The organism is Yersinia entomophaga (assembly GCF_001656035.1).
In the GTDB taxonomy this organism is placed as follows: Bacteria; Pseudomonadota; Gammaproteobacteria; order Enterobacterales; family Enterobacteriaceae; genus Yersinia; species Yersinia entomophaga.
Genome location: NZ_CP010029.1, coordinates 2,110,157 through 2,127,687, shown reverse-complemented (window position 1 = coordinate 2,127,687; position 17,531 = coordinate 2,110,157). Strand labels below are relative to the sequence as shown.

Genomic DNA, 17,531 nt, shown 5'->3' with positions numbered 1-17,531 from the left:
TAGGGCCATGTCCGGCAGCATTTCTGTCGACATTAATGGATTAGATAATCATGGCAAAGTCACCCATTCTTCTGGATTTCAGCCTGTTAAAGAACAATGCAAATTTTCGGGCGGTATTTATTGCTCGCCTGATCTCAGTATTAGGCTTGGGGATGCTTACCGTTGCGGTGCCGGTACAAATCCAGGCGATGACCGGATCCACCCTGCAGGTAGGGTTAGCCGTCACGTTAGATGGCTTGGGCATGTTTATTGGTCTGCTGTTGGGCGGTGTATTGGCCGATCGTCTCGATCGACGTCGTTTGATTTTATTCGCTCGTTTTACCTGCGGTTTGGGTTTTGTTGGTCTGAGTATAAACGCTTTTGCCGCCACGCCTTCACTGTGGGTGCTGTACGTGCTGGCAACTTGGGACGGTTTTTTCGGCGCTTTGGGCATGACGGCGTTAATGGCGGCTACGCCATCGCTGGTTGGACGTGAAAATCTGGCGGCGGCGGGCGGTTTGAGTATGCTGACCGTGCGTTTGGGGTCAATTCTTTCACCGGCTATTGGCGGTCTGATTATTGTTTACGGCGGAGTGGGTTGGAACTACGGTATTGCGGCTACGGGTACGATGCTGACGCTGCTGCCGCTGTTGCGTTTACCGCAGATGAAACCGACGGTGACGCAGCATGAACACCCGCTGCGTGCTTTGGCCAGCGGTATTTCCTTCGTATTGAGCAATAAAGTGGTTGGCTCGGTCGTGTTGTTGGGGACATTGGTAAGCATGGTCGGAGCGATTCGCGTGCTGTTCCCTGCGCTGGCTGAAAATACTTATCACGTTGGTGCCTCGCAGATTGGGATTATGTATTCGGTAGTGCCGTTAGGGGCGACTATCGGAGCCTTTACTAGCGGTTGGGTCGCGGAGGTTCGCCGTCCCGGTTTGGTGTTGATGTATGCGTCTATAGCGGCATTTTTATCTATCGCAACGCTGGGTTTGACTAATAATTTCTATCTGGCATTACCGGGGCTGCTGTTGTATGGCTATCTGGGTTCGATCAGCGGATTGCTGCAATATACTTTGGTTCAAAGTCATACACCGGACGCATTACTGGGGCGAGTTAATAGTCTGTGGAATGTGCAGTTTGTTACCGGTGAGTCTTTGGGCGCATTGGGATTAGGTTTGCTGGCGCGTTTGATGACACCGGCTTTAGCTGCGTTGTCCTATGGGGTCGCTGCTGCGGGTTTAGGGGCGGTTATTGCGGTTTGCGTCCAGCCTTTGCGTCAGGCTTCGATGGGGAGTGCTGAGCAAGAGGACGTGAAGATGAGTGTAGAGGAAACGAAAGAGAATTAATTTTTGTTTGCTTACCTTGTGATAGCGGCCGCGGGGCGGGGGCAAGGGGTTGGTATTCGATTGGTGAATATCTCACCTCAACAGCCTCAATCGAGTTAAGGCTCGTAAGCGCGAGCCTTAACAATCCGCGCCTCCGCACGTATCGCCTGCCCACTAAGTGGGTTCCCTCACTCATCGTCTCAGCCGCTCAAATGTGCTCTGAAAAATCAAACTCAAGGTCAAAAGCCCTATCAAAAACGAAAGGCAAATTGTGATTCGTAAGAACACTGGTTTTGCACTCAACAGGCGCAATCAGGAAGTGGGCCGAGCAGGGATGAGGCCAAGAGTGAACAGCCGTCAGCTGTTGAAAGCGCGCCTTGAGCCGCAGGGCCAGGATGGCATGGCATCCTGATAACGCCCGCAGGCGAATCTAGCGCTGGCTTGCCTGACAAGCGCGCCCGAGGGACGTTCGCAGAACCCCACTTTCGCGCCAACCCTGCTCGGAAGCCTCCACGGCAAGTGAGGAGACAGTGAACTGCTGGGCTTACGAAACTGAACCCAATTCCAACCTTCAGTAGCTTAAATACGCTCTTAAGATCAAAATCAAACCTAATCCTTCTTAAACAGCCCCTCAATTCGCTGCAACATATTGCTGGCGCTGTAATAATCCAGGCGGAAAGTATCGTTGCCCATCGCATAAACGCGGTTCTGCTGGAGTGGCGCTAGGTGGGAGAGAAACTTATTCGCTTCCAACGCCTCAATCGCAGGCCTGTCGCCAGAAAATAGCAGGAAGGTGTTGCCGGTCAGCCCTTCCGCTAGCTTTTCTCCGCCTAACTGAATGATATCTTTACGATGTCCCATACTGGTATTACCCAGTACGGATTCAGGGACAGTGGCTAGCGTAAAGCCCAGCTCCAATAATAATTTTCCCTGCGCCGAGTTTGCCGTCCACAGGTTGGCGGTCTGCCCTCCAGCCTGATACACAAAGGCTGAAACCGGTTGCGGCGGTAGCGTAATACTGTTTTTTACCTGATCCAGACGTTTGGCAAAGTCGCTAATTACTTGCTCTGCATCGGCTTCGTGGCCGGTTGCCTGACCCAGCGTTAGCGCCAGTTCCTGCCAGCTTTTATCGTCGTAATTCATTACCAGAGTTGGAGCAATGGCTGAAAGCTGCTCGTACAACTTCAAGGCCGAATCGCCGCCGGTAGCTGAAATGATAATCAAATCCGGATTCATACCGGCCACCGCTTCTGCATTCGGCTCTGTTTGGTACATAGGTACCAGATTGCGCGCTTTGGCCTCTTTTGACCATTGCGTAAAGAAGCCGAGATCGTCAGCAACCGTGGTGTTAGGAACGGTTGCGCCAGTACCAATCACCGGCGCTTTGATTGCCAGCAAAGTACCAGTAATCGTAATGCTTGTAGAAACAATGCGTCGCGGTGCTTTCTCAAGCTGCACATCGCCTCTGGCGGTATGAACCGTGCGGGGCCATTGACCATTGGTTTCGCTGGCTGGGGGCGTAGGGGAAATCCTGGGCGTTTCATCCGCCGGTTTACATCCACTCAAGCCCAAAAGAGCCAGCAGGCATAAAAAGGCCGGAAAGGCTACGCGGCGGGTTTTCTGCGTAATGCTACGAAAAAAAAGGGACATGGCTTAGTTGAATCTCCTATTTTCCTGACTTGTCCATATAAGAAAAAATAATTAATGGAATATTTACATACATTGACAATGTCACTGCTTCGTCGTAATTTATCACGCCTAAAGAGGAATGATAGTAATTATTATTAACATTACTATTTACATCGTGGTGGAGGTTTTTGTGGCACACAGTGGCACTGCAGGGCGTTTGGATAACTCACTTTTTTCAGCGACTTCCTCAGCGTTTTTATTCACTTCAGCACATCGGAGTATAAAAACACAGGGGGTGGCGGAACGAATTACTCAACGAGCACAAGGCGGTGCGGAATACCCCGGTACGCTGCAAGAATCGATCCAGAAGGCATTTATCAAAGCGCGCGCCGATGGCCTGCAACGTCCTATCGTTGTCGGAGCCATTCCCTTTGATATTAGCCAGCCTACCCAGCTATTCATTCCTCAATCCTATCAATTTCTCGACCGTCAGGAATTGGTTTCTGCTGCATCAGATACATCAGAAGACCCGGTTTCTGTCGCTCAGTGGCGCAGCCTGCCTAATGAAGACGACTTTAAACAGGCGGTTGCTCAGGCGGTTGAAACCTTCCGTCGGGGCGCAATGCATAAGGTGGTATTGTCGCGAATTTTAGAGATTGAAACCGAGACACCGATCAATCCTAACCGGGTTATCAATCACTTATTACGCCAAAATCCAGGCGCGTTTCATTTCCATATTCCTCTGAGTGAAGGCGGCGTTTTGTTGGGAGCCAGCCCGGAACTTCTGGTACGTAAGGACGGAGATCGAGTTTACACCAACCCCTTAGCCGGTTCGGCAAAACGTCAGGCAACGGTAGAAGGCGATCATGTGGTTTCTCAAGCCTTAATGAATTCTGGAAAGGATCAGTATGAGCATCGTTTGGTTATCGACGAAATTCGCCGCTTACTGACGCCGTATTGCCGCTCGTTAAATATCCCGACGCAGCCTTCACTGATTAGCACCGCTGCACTGTGGCATCTTTCTACAGCTATTAGCGGCGAGCTGGAAAGTGCCCAAACCTCGGTGCTGGAACTGGCTTGCCTATTACATCCAACGCCAGCGCTCTGCGGGTTCCCAACGGAATCAGCTCGTCGGTTAATCAATCAGTTAGAGCCTTTCGAACGAGGCTTATTCAGCGGTATCGTCGGCTGGTGTGATGAAGACGGCAACGGGGAGTGGGCGGTAGCGATTCGCTGCGCAACGCTGCATGACACTCAGGCGCGCCTGTTTGCTGGGGCCGGAATCGTGATGGCATCGCAGCCTGCACTTGAATGGGCCGAAACCGAAGCCAAGCTAGGCACCATGTTGAATGCGTTGGGAATTCAATCACAGGGACGTTTGCCATGAGTATTGAATTTACCCGTTGGCCTGCGGAGTTTGCACGTCAATATCGCGAAAAAGGTTATTGGATTGATTTACCGCTGACGGACGTGCTGTCCAGACAGTGCCAACTGCGTCCACAGGCAACGGCGGTGATTTGCGGCGAACGCCAGTTCAGCTATGCCGAAATGAATCGCGCTTCGGATCGACTGGCCGCCAGATTAACCGGTCAGGGACTGGGACATGGCGATACGGCTTTGGTGCAATTACCCAATGTCGCCGAGTTTTATTTAGTGTATTTCGCGCTGTTGAAAATTGGCGTGGTACCGGTAAATGCCTTATTTAGCCACAATCGGTTGGAGCTGAATGCTTACGCTAAACAAATTCAGCCGCGCCTGTTGATTGCCTCCGCCAGCCACGCTTTGTTTAGTGACGCGGCCTTTACGCAGCAGTTGCAGCAGTCAGTGCCTTCTCTTGAATTTGTGATTATTGATGGTGAGAATGATTATGCGCCATTGTTACAGACCATGCTGTATGAGGAATTAGACGGCGAGTTGCCTGATTTTTCGCCGACTGCGGCGGACGAAGTCGCCTTTTTCCAGCTTTCCGGTGGCAGTACCGGGACGCCGAAACTGATTCCGCGAACTCACAATGATTATTACTACAGCGTCAGAGGCAGCGTAGATATTTGTCAAAACGATGAAAATACCCGCTATCTGTGCGCGCTGCCTGCGGCTCATAACTATCCGCTCAGCTCGCCCGGCGCATTGGGTATTTTCTATGGCGGTGGCTGCGTAGTTTTGGCTCCTGAGCCTAGCGCTATGAGCTGCTTTCCACTGATTAAACGTCATCAAATCACCATGACCTCATTAGTTCCGCCAGCTGTATCTCTGTGGCTGCAGGCCGCCGAGCATTTTGGCACAGAGGATCTCGCTAGCTTGAAACTGTTGCAGGTCGGCGGCTCCAAACTGAGTGAATCGCTGGCACGGCGCATTCCGCAGATGCTGGGCTGTCAGTTGCAACAAGTGCTGGGAATGGCCGAAGGCTTGGTGAATTACACCCGTTTGGACGATAGCGACGAGCGTATTTTCACCACGCAGGGTTGCCCTATCAGCGCCGATGATGAAGTTAGGGTGCTGGACAGTGCCGGTCAGCCGGTTGCGCCGGGAGAAGCGGGAGAGTTAGTCACGCGCGGGCCTTATACTTTCCGCGGCTATTACCGTAGCCCAGAACATAATGCGAAAGCTTTTGATGATGAAGGATTTTACCACTCTGGCGATGTAGTACAGATGACCGAAGACGGCTACCTGTGCGTTGTTGGGCGTGAGAAGGATCAAATCAATCGCGGGGGCGAAAAAATTGCCGCCGAAGAGGTAGAAAATCTGCTGTTAACCCACGAAAGCATCATTCACGCGGCGCTGGTGTCGATGCCTGATGAAATGCTGGGTGAAAAAAGCTGTGCCTTTGTGGTAACTCGCGATGCCAGTCTCAAACCGCTCCACTTACGCAAATATCTGCGTGGTATCGGGGTGGCGGAATTCAAGCTGCCGGATCGATTTGAAATGGTCGATAGCCTACCGGTTACGCCGGTCGGGAAGATAGACAAGCGACTACTGCGACAAACCATTCAGACCCAAATCAGCATCAGTGAATAAGGATTTTTTCATGGCGATTCCAACTCTTTCTGCTTATCAACTGCCGCAGGCAGAACATGTTCCGGCAAATAAAGTGGGCTGGCAGTTCGATCCGACCAAAGCCGTGCTGCTGATTCACGATATGCAGGACTACTTTGTCAGCTTCTACGGTGACAATAACCCAATGATTAATCGGGTGATCGACAATATTGCCGCCATTCGCCGCTACTGTAAAAGTCAGGGTGTGCCGGTGATTTATACCGCTCAACCTAATAATCAAAGCCCGGAAGATCGGGCGCTGCTGAATGACATGTGGGGCGCAGGTTTAAACGATCATCCGGCCAAGCAGCGGGTAGTGAGTGCGTTAACGCCGGAAGAAGACGACGAGATTTTGGTGAAATGGCGCTATAGCGCATTCCATCGCTCGCCGTTAGAACAAATGATGAAGGAAATGGGGCGTGACCAGTTGGTGATTTGCGGTATCTACGGCCACATTGGCTGCATGATTACTGCAACGGACGCTTTCATGAAAGATATTAAGCCGTTTATGGTGGCGGACGCGGTGGCTGATTTCTCGCTGGAAGAGCATCTGATGGCGCTGAAATATGTGGCGACGCGTAGCGGAAGTGTGATTTTCACTGAGGCACTGCTGGGTGAAGCAAACCAAAGTGATAACAGATTCAGCAAAGAAAGCTTGAAAGCACAGCTCCTGACGCTGATTGACGAAAGTGACGAAGACTTTGATGAAGATGAAAATCTGATCGATTACGGCCTGAATTCCGTTCATATCATGGCGCTGGTGACCGAATGGCGTCAGCAAGGTATTGAGCTGAGTTTTGTCGATCTGGCGAAATCCCCAAGCTTAAATGGCTGGTGGGCACTGTTTGAGAAACAACTGGCGGCTGGGGCGAAATAATGGCTGGCACAATGGTACAAATGGATTTCACCGGTAAGCGTGTGTGGGTGACCGGTGCGGGTCAGGGTATCGGTTTTGAAACGGCTAAATTATTCACGGCGCTGGGCGCGGAAGTCTTTGGCCTGGATAAAAACTTTCCCAATGAAAAATATCCTTTCACTACGGCAGTGCTGGATATTAGGCAGCCTGCGCAGGTGGCGGACGTTTGCGAGCAACTGCTTGAGGTTGCGTCCGGCATCGATGTGTTGGTGAACGCAGCGGGTATTTTGCGTATGGGAGAAGCCCAAAGCTTGAGTTTGGATGACTGGCAGCAGTGTTTTGACGTCAACGTTTCTGGTGCTTTTTATCTGTTAAAACAGCTTATTCCGGTGTTCAAGCAGCAGCGGTCCGGCGCGATAGTCAGCATTGGCTCAAATGCGGCTCATGTACCGCGTATGCAAATGGCCGCTTACTGTGCCTCTAAAGCCGCATTAACCAGTTTCAGCCATTGCGTTGGGCTGGAGTTAGCTCCCTATGGCGTGCGCTGCAATCTGGTTTCGCCGGGATCGACCGATACCCCAATGCAACGCGGAATGTGGCAAACGCCAGACGCCGAGCAACGCACCATCGCCGGTTTTCCTCAGCAGTACAAGCTCGGAATCCCGCTGGGGAAAATCGCTACGCCTGCGGAAATTGCTCAAACGGTCGCGTTCTTGGCTTCAGATTTAGCTAGCCATATTACGTTGCAGGATATTGTCGTGGATGGTGGCGCAACTCTGGCGGCCTGATGGATTATCCGATGGAAGAAACGGTCACTGACCTGATCGAGGTCTGGAGTCGGTTAACGCCAGATCGCATTGCGGCAAGGAATGCGCAACAGGGGATCATCAGCTATTTTCAGCTGGAAAGAGATGCTAATCGTATTGCCAACTGGCTGAATCAACAGGGAATAGGTGAGCACTCAAGGATCGGCGTACTTACCGGTAGCGATCCCTATTTTCTGGTGGCACTGCTGGCGGTGTGGAAAGCAGGAGCCTGCTACGTGCCGCTGGATATGGATTACCCGCTTGGACGACTTAGCCATATGGTCGCCGACGCTGGGCTGAGCGTGATTCTTGGCGTTGGCAGCGGTGATTCAATGGCGCTTTGGTCCTGCGCCCGCTATTTCGATATAACCTCTTCCGGATTTCTTCGCGGTATTCAACGTTGGTCGGGCAGCCAACCGCCGCAGGTCGTTCGTCGTCCCCAGCAGTTGGCTTTAATTATCTATACCTCCGGTTCCACAGGCGTGCCGAAAGGGGTAATGATCGAACATGGCGCTTTGGCTAATTTATTGAAAGATCATGCTAAAGGGCTAGGAATCACCGCCAACAGCCGGGTGTATAACGCCTTATCTCTGGCATTTGACGCGGGTAATATGGCCGCTTTGTTGCCGTTAATCTGCGGAGGAGAATTGGCTCTTGGCTGCGGGGAAACCGCGGCTATTGTCCACAGCCGCAGCAGCCACTTATTTCTACCTACCGCATTGTTAGCTCGTCTTGATATTCAGGCTGCAGGGTTACCGTCGCTGATTGCCATCGGGGGTGAAGATTGCCCACAAAATCTGGCGGATCGCTGGGCAGATCGCGTAGCGCTTTATAATCTGTACGGCCCGGCGGAATGTACGGTAACCGCTCTTTATGGGCGGATTTTCCTCGGCCAGCGCGTTCATGTTGGTCAACCGGTTACTGGGATTCAGGCTTGGATTTTGGACCGTGACGGTGCCGAATGCCTGCCGGGGGAAGCCGGAGAGCTTTATCTCTCTGGCCTCGGGCTGGCGCGAGGGTATCTCAACCAACCGCAGCTTACTGCCCAGCGATTTATCGAGTGGCAGCCAATACCGGGCCAAAGGTTACGCTTATACCGTACCGGCGATAAGTTCAGAAAACTGCCTTGCGGGCATTATCAATTTCTAGGGCGTATAGAGGAAGAGGTACGAATCGGCGGTTATCTGATCGATATTGCCGAAGTGGAATCGCAGTTGATCCGCGTGTGCCCGTTATTAAAGCAGGTCAAAGTGGTCGTTCAACGATTGGGTGCTGAGGAAAAACTGTTGGCATTTGCGACCCTATGTCAGTGTTATCCGGCCTGCGCGCCGGAGCCTTGTCGTATTCTCTGTGATTTGGCGCACAGGCTGCCGGAATATCTGATTCCCAGTCAGCTACATTTGCTCAGTGAAATGCCGCTCACGCCAAATGGTAAGCTGGATGAAAAGCGTTTGCCGAGACTGGCAGCGAAAACTACTCTGGCGTGAACCTCATTGGGCCGATAAATAAAATCCTATCTCGTTTAGCGTCAATATTTTCCAGATTGGCTCTATTCATCATGATAAAAATACAGTATCAATGAAGGATATTCGTAGCGAAGGCAATTCACTGAGGGGCGGGCATGTTTTTTGTTTATGGCGAAACTGAGATTCAGCATCTCAAAAAACGCGATAAAAAGATGGCTGCGGCCATTGAACGCTTTGGCATGTTACAACGTCCAACCAATCCCGATCTGTTTGCCGGGTTAGTGCAATATATTGTTGAACAACAAATATCGGTAAAAGCGGCGCAAACCGTTAATACGCGCTTGCAGATATTAGTCGGAAATATTACGCCTGAACGCATTCTGTTATTGCCTGATGAAGAAATACAGCGCTGTGGTATGACAATGAAAAAAGCCCAATATATTAAAGGGGCAGCAGAGTCGGTGCGGGTCGGAGAGCTGGATTTGACAAATATTCATAGCCAAAGCGATGACGAAATCATTCGCACTCTTTCCAGATTAAATGGTATTGGCGTATGGACCGCAGAAATGCTGCTAATTTCTTCGCTGGCGCGTCCAGATGTTGTGAGTTGGGGGGATTTGGCTATTCGGCGCGGTATGATGAATTTATATCGTCATAAAGAACTGACTAAAGAGCGCTTTAAACGTTATAGAACACGTTATTCACCCTATGGCACCACCGCTTCTTTGTATCTTTGGGCTTTATCCAAAGATGAGTGAAAAATAATTCCGCTCGCGGGGGGGGGGGGGGAATATTAAAGTCTTTTCACCCGAAGCTCGAATGAAAAAGCAAGAAGCGGAGTGTTTGACCGTTTTCTCTGAATTAATCTGGCTAGCACTGGCGGGACCGAAATTTTAAACGGCAACGCCTTAACGATTCCATTCGTCGAGGGTTAACGATTATGAATGCTAGACAGAATTTCAAGAGCGATCGGGCGCGTTGGCTGGCTATCGTCCAGCGAAATAAAGACGCCGATGGCGCTTTTATATATGGGGTAAAAACCACCGGTATTTATTGCTTACCGTCTTGCCCATCCCGTCAGCCCCGGCAGGAAAACGTGGTGTTTTTCGCGAATAGGTTAGCGGCTGAAGTAGCAGGATTTCGCCCGTGTAAACGTTGCGGCGGTGTTCAGGGAGATCAGCAGTACGAAATAATTTCCAAAGCCTGCCGCTATATTGAAAAGTCCGATCATATTCCAACGCTAAATGAACTTGCTGATTATGTGGGCCAGAGCGCATATCATTTTCACCGACGATTTAAAGCGGCGATTGGCCTGACGCCAAAAGGCTACGCTGAAGCTTTGCGTACTCAGCGGATACGTCAGCAATTGGCGCAAACGGGTTTTGTTACCGACGCTATTTTCGAAGCGGGCTATCAATCGAATGCACGTTTCTACCATAAATCTAATGCCATGTTAGGCATGACGCCTAAGGCATTCCATCGCGGTGGAACCGGAACAACTATTTATTTTGCCGTTGGCCAGTGTTCATTGGGCGATATTCTAGTGGCGAAAAGTGAACGGGGAATTTGCGCGATTTGGATGGGAGAGAGTGCGCAACAGCTAGTGCAAGAGCTGCAAGATAAGTTTCCTCAGGCGGTTTTAATCGGCGGGGATGAAGCTTTTGACATCCTGGTGGCTCAGGTGGTGGGGTGTATTGAAACGCCAGAAATTGGCCTGGATTTACCATTGGATATTCGCGGAACAGCTTTTCAGCAGCGGGTCTGGCAAGCTCTGCGAGAAATCCCGTTAGGTGCCACGGCAAGTTATAGCGAAATTGCCGATAAAATTGGTTTACCAAAGGCGGTGCGCGCCGTTGCCGGAGCCTGTGCCGCCAATATGCTGGCTGTGGCGATTCCTTGCCATCGGGTCGTTCGTCAGGATGGCGCGTTGTCTGGCTACCGTTGGGGTGTTGAGCGCAAGAGAGCGCTGCTAAAAAAGGAAGGGAAACAATAAATAAAGGGCCTCGCCATTCTACTAAAGCGTCATTGCCTTATTTATGGCTAATCAGATAATTATTAGCCACTATTTATCTATGGTTGCTTCGGCTAACGAGAATGTATCAAAATAATTCGTTAGGTTATTTATTCCGCAAGAACAGTCATTTGCTCTGTCAAAGGAAATTTATTATTTTTTTTGAACGCGTCGATGATTTCGTCCTTTTCTTCGTGAGCTTTAAGTCTTCGTCATTTTTTGTCAATTTTCGCTAACCCTGTAAGTTCTAAAGGAAAAAATATCAGTAACATTGAGAAAAATAAGGTTTTTTTTCATAAAAATTTCGTCAGTTTTTGTCAGTAAAAATAGCCATTCAGCCCGTATTTCCACCTGATTCTTCATTGCATCACGTAATTACATAGGTTATTACTTATATAGTTACATAAATTTTTTTGATGGCTGCTAAAGCAATTAACTCTTTCTGGCTTTACACAGTGGAATGAAGATGAATACAAGGGAGTAAATAATGGGATTACGCAAAAGAAAGGTAAAACCTATGCAAATCAATGATATCACTATCATTGATGACACCAAACTGAAAAAAGCAATTACCGCGGCTGCATTAGGCAATGCTATGGAATGGTTTGATTTTGGTGTTTACGGTTTTGTCGCCTTCGCACTGGGGCAAGTATTTTTCCCTGGAGCCGATCCCGGAATTCAAATGATCGCCGCATTGGCGACCTTTTCCGTACCTTTTTTGGTTCGCCCACTTGGCGGCATATTCTTTGGTGCCCTCGGCGATAAGTTTGGACGGCAAAAAGTTTTGTCCGTCACCATTATTATTATGTCTGTCAGTACCTTCTGTATTGGCTTAATTCCGTCCTATGCATCAATCGGGATTTGGGCACCGATACTACTGTTATTGGCTAAATTGGCCCAAGGCTTTTCCGTCGGGGGTGAATATACCGGCGCGGCTATTTTTGTTGCTGAATATTCTCCGGATAGAAAGCGCGGTTTCCTCGCGAGTTGGTTAGATTTTGGTTCCATTGCCGGTTTTATTTTAGGCGCCGGAGTGGTTGTTCTGATTTCCAGCATTGTCGGTGAAGCTAATTTCCTTGAATGGGGATGGCGTATTCCTTTCTTTATTGCAGCTCCGCTAGGATTGATTGGTATTTATCTGCGCCACGCTTTGGAAGAAACGCCAACCTTCCAACAGCATGTTGAGCAAATGGATAGCGATGCGCGCAATAATATTACTCAACCGCCAAAGGTTTCTTTCCGCGAAATTCTAACGAAGCAATGGAAAAATCTGATCATATGCGTTGGTATGGTTATTGCTACTAACGTCACTTACTACATGCTGTTGACCTATATGCCGAGCTACTTGTCTCATAGCCTGCATTATTCGGAAGATCACGGTGTACTAATCATCATCGCCATCATGTTGGGTATGTTGTTTGTCCAGCCAATTATGGGATTGATGAGCGACAGATTTGGCCGCAAACCTTTTATCGTATGCGGAAGTATTGGCCTTTTTGTTTTGGCCATTCCATGCTTCATCCTGATTAACAGCGGCGTGATTGGCCTGATATTCTGTGGATTGTTGATTCTGGCCGTATTGTTGAACTGCTTTATCGGCGTAATGGCTTCAACTTTACCTGCCATGTTCCCTACGCATATTCGTTACAGTGCATTGGCCATCGCTTTTAATATATCGGTAATGATTGCCGGGTTGACTCCAACCATTGCCGCATGGCTGGTTGAATCCACTCAGAATCTCTTCATGCCAGCCTATTATTTGATGGTGGTTGCGGTTATAGGTTTGGTTACAGGGATATTTATGAAGGAAACGGCGAATAAACCGCTGAAAGGCGCTACGCCGGCAGCTTCCGACCGGGCAGAAGCTAAGGAAATCCTGCAAGAACACCATGATAATATTGAGCAAAGTATTGAGGATATCGATCAGGAAATTGCTGAGCTGGAGAAAAAAAGAAAGAATCTTATCGCCCAGCATCCCGATATAAATTAATCATAAAAGTCTGTTAAAAAGTCAGCCTATATAGTGGCTGACTTTTTTATTTCCTGATTTAGGCATTTTATTATCAGCAGGTGCGCGGTTATATTTAGTCGTTCTGATTAAATCGGGCGATAAATAATCAACTGGAAAGTAAAAACCGGTTAAGAGTAGTAAGTTCTGGCTGTCGGTATATCTACTTGTATTATTAGCTCCCCTATGGCAATTAATCTTGCTCTTCCAAAGGCGCTTTCTAACGTAAATGAGGTTTCCCTGATGGTGCCTTAGCGAGGTATAAAATGACTTGTTAAACGTGCAGGGATATTATTTTTTTCTTATGCTACAACGCTGCACCAATAAGGAATTAGCTAAGATATATAATGTCGACGATAATAAGATAGAAGATAGAAGATAGAAGATAGAAGATAGAAGATAGAAGATAGAAGATAGAAGATAGAAGATAGAAGATAGAACACATGGCATTTATCAAAAAGAGAATGTACATTCGCTTCGATAATTCGACGCGTTTTTGTAAGTCTTTGCAGCTTGATAATCACATTTCAGTTCGACTGATAGAGAAAGGCATTCAGTTTATATGAATCTTATTCAAAAAAATAACATTGGGATTAAAATTGAGGGTTACCCATTAAGCCGGGTGCAATAGGATAAAAGGGAATGATAATGTGCTGGCGATCGGAGCGTTGCCACCACACTGGCGGTGAATAAACGAATGGTTACTCAGTTCGTCGTCAATAAACGCACAGCGAATAAACGATGAGTTGCGTTTCTGTTTAAAACAGGCAGTTTATGGCCAACCCTCTAGTCTCCGCTATGTGTCGCCAATTCTTTAGCTTTGTTACGGTATTGCCCCGGCGTACAGCCAAAATGGCGCACAAAAGCTTTGTGGAAAGATGATTCGTTGGCATAGCCCACCAGTTCTGCGATAGCTACCAAAGGCGCGGCTTCGCGAGCCAGACGCTGTGCGGCAAGCTGCATTCTCAGAGTCGTCAACAATGAAAGCGGAGTTGTCCCTGAGACCTGACGAAACACTTCGGCAAAACTAGCCCGAGACATATGGGCGATTTGCGCCAGGCTTTCCACCGTCCAGTGATAATGAGGAGCTTCCAGCATTTGAGCCACCGCTTCACCTAATCGGGTATGTAGCAAAGCCTGCAGTAGCCCTTTATCCAGTGGAGAATGTTGTAGCCAACCACGTATCGCAAAGGTTAAAAACATCCCGCACATTTGGCTGCAAATCGCTTCGGCACCGGGCTGGCCGCGATTCACCTCTTCCTGCATCAGTTTGATAGCGTAGTGGAACCACTCCCGACTTACTGAGGCATTCTCAGGGGACAGCACCAATACCTCTGGCAGCGCGGTCAGAAAATGGCGAGCGCTAATGGGCATATTCATACTACCGCATAAAATCTGGGTATTTTCTTTTGTATGCTGTCGCAGGCGATGGGCGGAGCTTTGGGGTAACAGCAGCATGGTGGTATTTTCCAGCAGGCGGGACTCGCCGGAAGATAAATCAAGCCAAGCCGAACCGGTAATGACCACATGCCAGCGAATGACGGATAAGTCACCTGCGGCGTGAGGTAATTGCCAGTCACCATCCAGAATACAATTACGGTCAAGGCGGCCCCGCGGGGGATTAAGAGCGATCAGCCTGCTAAGGGTATCCAAATTAGACTCCAGAACAATTTATCAAGCGTGATGGAAATACGTTAGCACAGTCGTTATAGCTACACTATGACCTATCGAAATCGTTCTGGGATTTTTAGGGGCGTTATTTTTCTCAGGTTTGGATTAGAAATTCTTGGCGAGGATGAATCATGAATCATTATCAAGCTGTCATAGTCGGGTTTGGGAAAGGCGGGAAAACTCTGGCTGTAACCCTGGCTAAAGCCGGCTGGCAAGTTGCCATTATTGAGCAGTCAAAGAAAATGTATGGCGGTACCTGCATTAATATTGGCTGTATCCCAACTAAAGCTTTGGTTCATGATGCGCAACTCCATTATGACTTTTCTCAGGCTATGCGTCGTAAATCCGATCTGGTTAATTTCCTGCGGGATAAGAATTATCACAATCTGGCGGATTTGGAGAATGTTGATGTTATTGATGGGCGTGCGGAATTTATTGATAGCCATACGCTACGAGTCACAACGCCGGAAGGGGAATTAACGCTCACCGGTGAAAAGATCTTTATCAATACCGGAGCGAAGTCGGTAATGCCACCGGTGGAAGGTTTAGCATCAACGCCGGGGGTTTATGACAGTACCGGCCTGCTGAATCTGGAAACTTTGCCCGTTCATTTGGGCATTCTTGGCGGCGGGTATATTGGCGTGGAGTTTGCCTCAATCTTTGCTCAGTTTGGTAGTAAAGTGACTATTTTCGAAACGGCATCGCGCTTTTTACCTCATGAAGATCAGGATGTAGCAGGGGCGATTCTGGGTATTTTGAAAGATCAGGGCGTTGAACTGGTGCTCAATGCCAAGGTCGATTGCGTATCTGAATATAATGGCGCAGTTCAGCTGCATACCGATCAAGGTGACTATAACGTAAATGCCTTACTGGTTGCGTCCGGGCGAGCGCCGAATACTCAAGATTTACAATTGCATCAGGCGGGAGTTGAGGTTAACGATCGCGGTGCTGTGATGGTCGATCCTTATTTACGTACCACGGCGAGTCATATCTGGGCGATGGGGGATGTAAAAGGTGGGCCGCAGTTTACCTATATTTCGCTGGATGATTTCCGCATTGTTCGGGATCAGCTATTGGGGAGTGGTAAACGCCATACCGGCGATCGTAAACATGTACCTTATTCGGTATTCATGAATCCGCCGCTGTCTCGGGTTGGGCTAACCGAAACGCAAGCGCGCAATAGCGGTGCCGATATTCAGGTTGTTACCCTGCCGGTCGCTGCTATTCCGAAAGCTCGAGTGTTAAATGATACGAGAGGCGTGCTAAAAGCGATTATTGATAATAAGACACAGCAGATTCTCGGTGTATCGTTGCTTTGCCCTGATTCTCACGAAATGATCAATACCGTAAAAATGGTAATGGATGCGGGGCTGCCTTATACCATACTACGCGATCAGATTTTTACTCATCCTTCGATGAGTGAATCTTTAAACGATTTATTCAGTCTGGTTCAATAAAAGTATTCTGCTTTATTACAACGCTCTATTTCGGACGGAGAGTTGTTTTATCGATTATGGGTAGTCACGCTATTTCAGACGATACGACAAAAAAATTCAGAGTCTGTGAAAAATGCAACTCACTCAGATAAACCTATTATCTCATCAATGGAAAGACGGGTGTTTATCTAATTAACCCGGTTTTCTACTGCTGTGTCAGATAAATAAAAAGGAGTTTATCGATGAACAAGTATTTAGAGTTACTGAGTCGGGGTGATAAGGTCGGTCTTACCCTGATCCGATTAAGCATTGCGATTGTTTTTATCTGGATCGGTTTGTTGAAATTTGTACCTTACGAAGCCGATAGTATTACCCCTTTTGTCGCCAATAGCCCGTTGATGTCATTCTTCTATGAGAATCCCACCGAATATAAACAGTATATGACGCACGAAGGTGAGTTAAACCTTGTCGCCAGACAGTGGCAAGAAATGAATAACACCTACGATTTTTCTAATGGACTGGGTGTTGTGGAAGTGCTGATTGCTCTTTTGGTCTTAGCCAATCCGTTTAGCCGTTGGCTAGGCCTGATTGGCGGCCTGCTAGCGTTCCTGACGCCTTTTGTTACCCTTTCATTTTTAATCACAACGCCAGAAGCCTGGGTTCCGAATTTGGGAGACATGCACCACGGTTTCCCTTATTTATCAGGGGCAGGACGATTGATATTAAAGGATACTTTGATGCTGGCAGGTGCGATTATGATTATGGCTGATTCAGCACGGGATATTCTTAAACATCAAGCTAGAGTCGCTAAAGTCGCGGGATAAATACATTCCAGAGATAAAATAGCCAGCCGCAAGGCTGGTTTTCTTAAATAGACTGACGAAAACTTTAATTCTGTATCTGTATCTGTATCTGTATCTGTATCTGTATCTGTATCTGTATCTGTATCTGTATCTGTATCTGTATCTGTATCTGTATCTGTATCTGTATCTTTATCTTTATCTTTATCTTTATCTTTATCTTTATCTTTATCTTTATCTTTATCCTTATCCTTATATTTAATGTAATGGCATGAGTTATATCGGATCTCTTTTAAAGAACGCCCCGATACCGACGCGGAATTCTCTGATTGACGCTGATCATATTCATGTAAACTCACGCCAATAAAGCGTTTAAATTTATCTCTAGCCAGAACCTGCGAGTATAACGCTAACAAATTGATTAAAAAGGAGGAAATAAAATAGCATTTGATTCTCGATTGTAATGATAACTATTATCAATTATTATCCTTGAATAAATTCTCGGTAG

Annotated in this window: 14 protein-coding genes; 11 read left to right on the top strand and 3 right to left on the bottom strand. The window is 48.1% G+C overall.

Features of this window, described 5'->3' with window-relative positions; genetic code table 11:
* The first annotated feature begins 50 nt into the window (after window positions 1-50).
* On the top strand, window positions 51-1,328 hold the full coding sequence (gene entS / locus PL78_RS09735; RefSeq protein ID WP_064515110.1) for an enterobactin transporter EntS: 1,278 nt from the start codon (window positions 51-53) through the stop codon (window positions 1,326-1,328).
* A 588-nt stretch (window positions 1,329-1,916) separates the two neighbouring features.
* Here the strand turns inward: entS and fepB are convergent.
* The gene (gene fepB, locus PL78_RS09730) at window positions 1,917-2,957 is read right to left on the bottom strand and encodes a Fe2+-enterobactin ABC transporter substrate-binding protein (protein WP_064515108.1); all 1,041 of its coding nucleotides are present in this window, start codon (window positions 2,955-2,957) and stop codon (window positions 1,917-1,919) included.
* Between the two features lie 118 nt (window positions 2,958-3,075).
* On the opposite strand from fepB, the gene PL78_RS09725 reads away from it, so the two are divergent.
* The 8 genes from PL78_RS09725 (at window position 3,076) to proP (ending at window position 13,098) form a co-directional block, all read left to right on the top strand.
* Complete coding sequence (locus tag PL78_RS09725; protein ID WP_084414319.1) at window positions 3,076-4,323, top strand: isochorismate synthase; 1,248 nt, start codon at window positions 3,076-3,078, stop codon at window positions 4,321-4,323.
* A complete protein-coding gene (locus PL78_RS09720) occupies window positions 4,320-5,951 on the top strand; it encodes a (2,3-dihydroxybenzoyl)adenylate synthase (RefSeq protein WP_064515106.1) in 1,632 nt (543 codons plus the stop codon). The genes PL78_RS09725 and PL78_RS09720 overlap by 4 nt, the downstream gene beginning before the upstream one ends.
* A 10-nt stretch (window positions 5,952-5,961) precedes the next feature.
* Window positions 5,962-6,846, top strand: coding sequence for an isochorismatase family protein (locus tag PL78_RS09715; RefSeq protein ID WP_064515105.1), 885 nt, complete (start codon window positions 5,962-5,964; stop codon window positions 6,844-6,846).
* Complete coding sequence (gene dhbA, locus PL78_RS09710) at window positions 6,846-7,613, top strand: 2,3-dihydro-2,3-dihydroxybenzoate dehydrogenase (protein ID WP_275482603.1); 768 nt, start codon at window positions 6,846-6,848, stop codon at window positions 7,611-7,613. Before PL78_RS09715 ends, dhbA begins: the two co-directional genes overlap by 1 nt.
* Complete coding sequence (locus PL78_RS09705) at window positions 7,613-9,118, top strand: amino acid adenylation domain-containing protein (protein WP_064515103.1); 1,506 nt, start codon at window positions 7,613-7,615, stop codon at window positions 9,116-9,118. The genes dhbA and PL78_RS09705 overlap by 1 nt, the downstream gene beginning before the upstream one ends.
* A 134-nt stretch (window positions 9,119-9,252) precedes the next feature.
* Window positions 9,253-9,855 (top strand): DNA-3-methyladenine glycosylase family protein, encoded by a 603-nt coding sequence (locus PL78_RS09700; RefSeq protein WP_064515101.1) that lies wholly within the window; start codon window positions 9,253-9,255, stop codon window positions 9,853-9,855.
* 182 nt (window positions 9,856-10,037) lie between these two features.
* Complete coding sequence (ada, locus tag PL78_RS09695; RefSeq protein WP_064515100.1) at window positions 10,038-11,090, top strand: bifunctional DNA-binding transcriptional regulator/O6-methylguanine-DNA methyltransferase Ada; 1,053 nt, start codon at window positions 10,038-10,040, stop codon at window positions 11,088-11,090.
* A 505-nt stretch (window positions 11,091-11,595) separates the two neighbouring features.
* The gene (gene proP / locus PL78_RS09690) at window positions 11,596-13,098 is read left to right on the top strand and encodes a glycine betaine/L-proline transporter ProP (protein WP_049597746.1); all 1,503 of its coding nucleotides are present in this window, start codon (window positions 11,596-11,598) and stop codon (window positions 13,096-13,098) included.
* 804 nt (window positions 13,099-13,902) lie between these two features.
* Here proP and rclR read toward each other — a convergent pair.
* Window positions 13,903-14,769 (bottom strand): reactive chlorine-specific transcriptional regulator RclR, encoded by an 867-nt coding sequence (gene rclR / locus PL78_RS09685; protein ID WP_064515098.1) that lies wholly within the window; start codon window positions 14,767-14,769, stop codon window positions 13,903-13,905.
* 149 nt (window positions 14,770-14,918) lie between these two features.
* Here rclR and rclA point away from each other — a divergent pair, with 149 nt between their 5' ends.
* Both rclA and rclC read left to right on the top strand, forming a co-directional pair.
* The gene (rclA, locus tag PL78_RS09680) at window positions 14,919-16,244 is read left to right on the top strand and encodes a reactive chlorine resistance oxidoreductase RclA (protein WP_064515097.1); all 1,326 of its coding nucleotides are present in this window, start codon (window positions 14,919-14,921) and stop codon (window positions 16,242-16,244) included.
* 221 nt (window positions 16,245-16,465) lie between these two features.
* Window positions 16,466-17,047, top strand: a complete 582-nt coding sequence (gene rclC / locus PL78_RS09675) for a reactive chlorine resistance membrane protein RclC (RefSeq protein WP_064515095.1) — start codon at window positions 16,466-16,468, stop codon at window positions 17,045-17,047.
* On the opposite strand, the gene PL78_RS20645 is transcribed toward rclC, so the two are convergent.
* Window positions 17,017-17,382: a hypothetical protein gene (locus tag PL78_RS20645; protein WP_201030828.1), complete on the bottom strand. Its 366-nt coding sequence runs from the start codon at window positions 17,380-17,382 to the stop codon at window positions 17,017-17,019. The genes rclC and PL78_RS20645 overlap by 31 nt on opposite strands.
* Window positions 17,383-17,531: the final 149 nt, after the last annotated feature.

What these genes read in the sequence shown, in the direction of transcription:
- entS (WP_064515110.1), top strand. Translation starts at nt 51, where the DNA reads ATGGCAAAGTCACCCATTCTTCTGGATTTCAGCCTGTTAAAGAACAAT.
- fepB (WP_064515108.1), bottom strand. Translation starts at nt 2,957, where the DNA reads ATGTCCCTTTTTTTTCGTAGCATTACGCAGAAAACCCGCCGCGTAGCC.
- PL78_RS09725 (WP_084414319.1), top strand. Translation starts at nt 3,076, where the DNA reads ATGATAGTAATTATTATTAACATTACTATTTACATCGTGGTGGAGGTT.
- PL78_RS09720 (WP_064515106.1), top strand. Translation starts at nt 4,320, where the DNA reads ATGAGTATTGAATTTACCCGTTGGCCTGCGGAGTTTGCACGTCAATAT.
- PL78_RS09715 (WP_064515105.1), top strand. Translation starts at nt 5,962, where the DNA reads ATGGCGATTCCAACTCTTTCTGCTTATCAACTGCCGCAGGCAGAACAT.
- dhbA (WP_275482603.1), top strand. Translation starts at nt 6,846, where the DNA reads ATGGCTGGCACAATGGTACAAATGGATTTCACCGGTAAGCGTGTGTGG.
- PL78_RS09705 (WP_064515103.1), top strand. Translation starts at nt 7,613, where the DNA reads ATGGATTATCCGATGGAAGAAACGGTCACTGACCTGATCGAGGTCTGG.
- PL78_RS09700 (WP_064515101.1), top strand. Translation starts at nt 9,253, where the DNA reads ATGTTTTTTGTTTATGGCGAAACTGAGATTCAGCATCTCAAAAAACGC.
- ada (WP_064515100.1), top strand. Translation starts at nt 10,038, where the DNA reads ATGAATGCTAGACAGAATTTCAAGAGCGATCGGGCGCGTTGGCTGGCT.
- proP (WP_049597746.1), top strand. Translation starts at nt 11,596, where the DNA reads ATGGGATTACGCAAAAGAAAGGTAAAACCTATGCAAATCAATGATATC.
- rclA (WP_064515097.1), top strand. Translation starts at nt 14,919, where the DNA reads ATGAATCATTATCAAGCTGTCATAGTCGGGTTTGGGAAAGGCGGGAAA.
- rclC (WP_064515095.1), top strand. Translation starts at nt 16,466, where the DNA reads ATGAACAAGTATTTAGAGTTACTGAGTCGGGGTGATAAGGTCGGTCTT.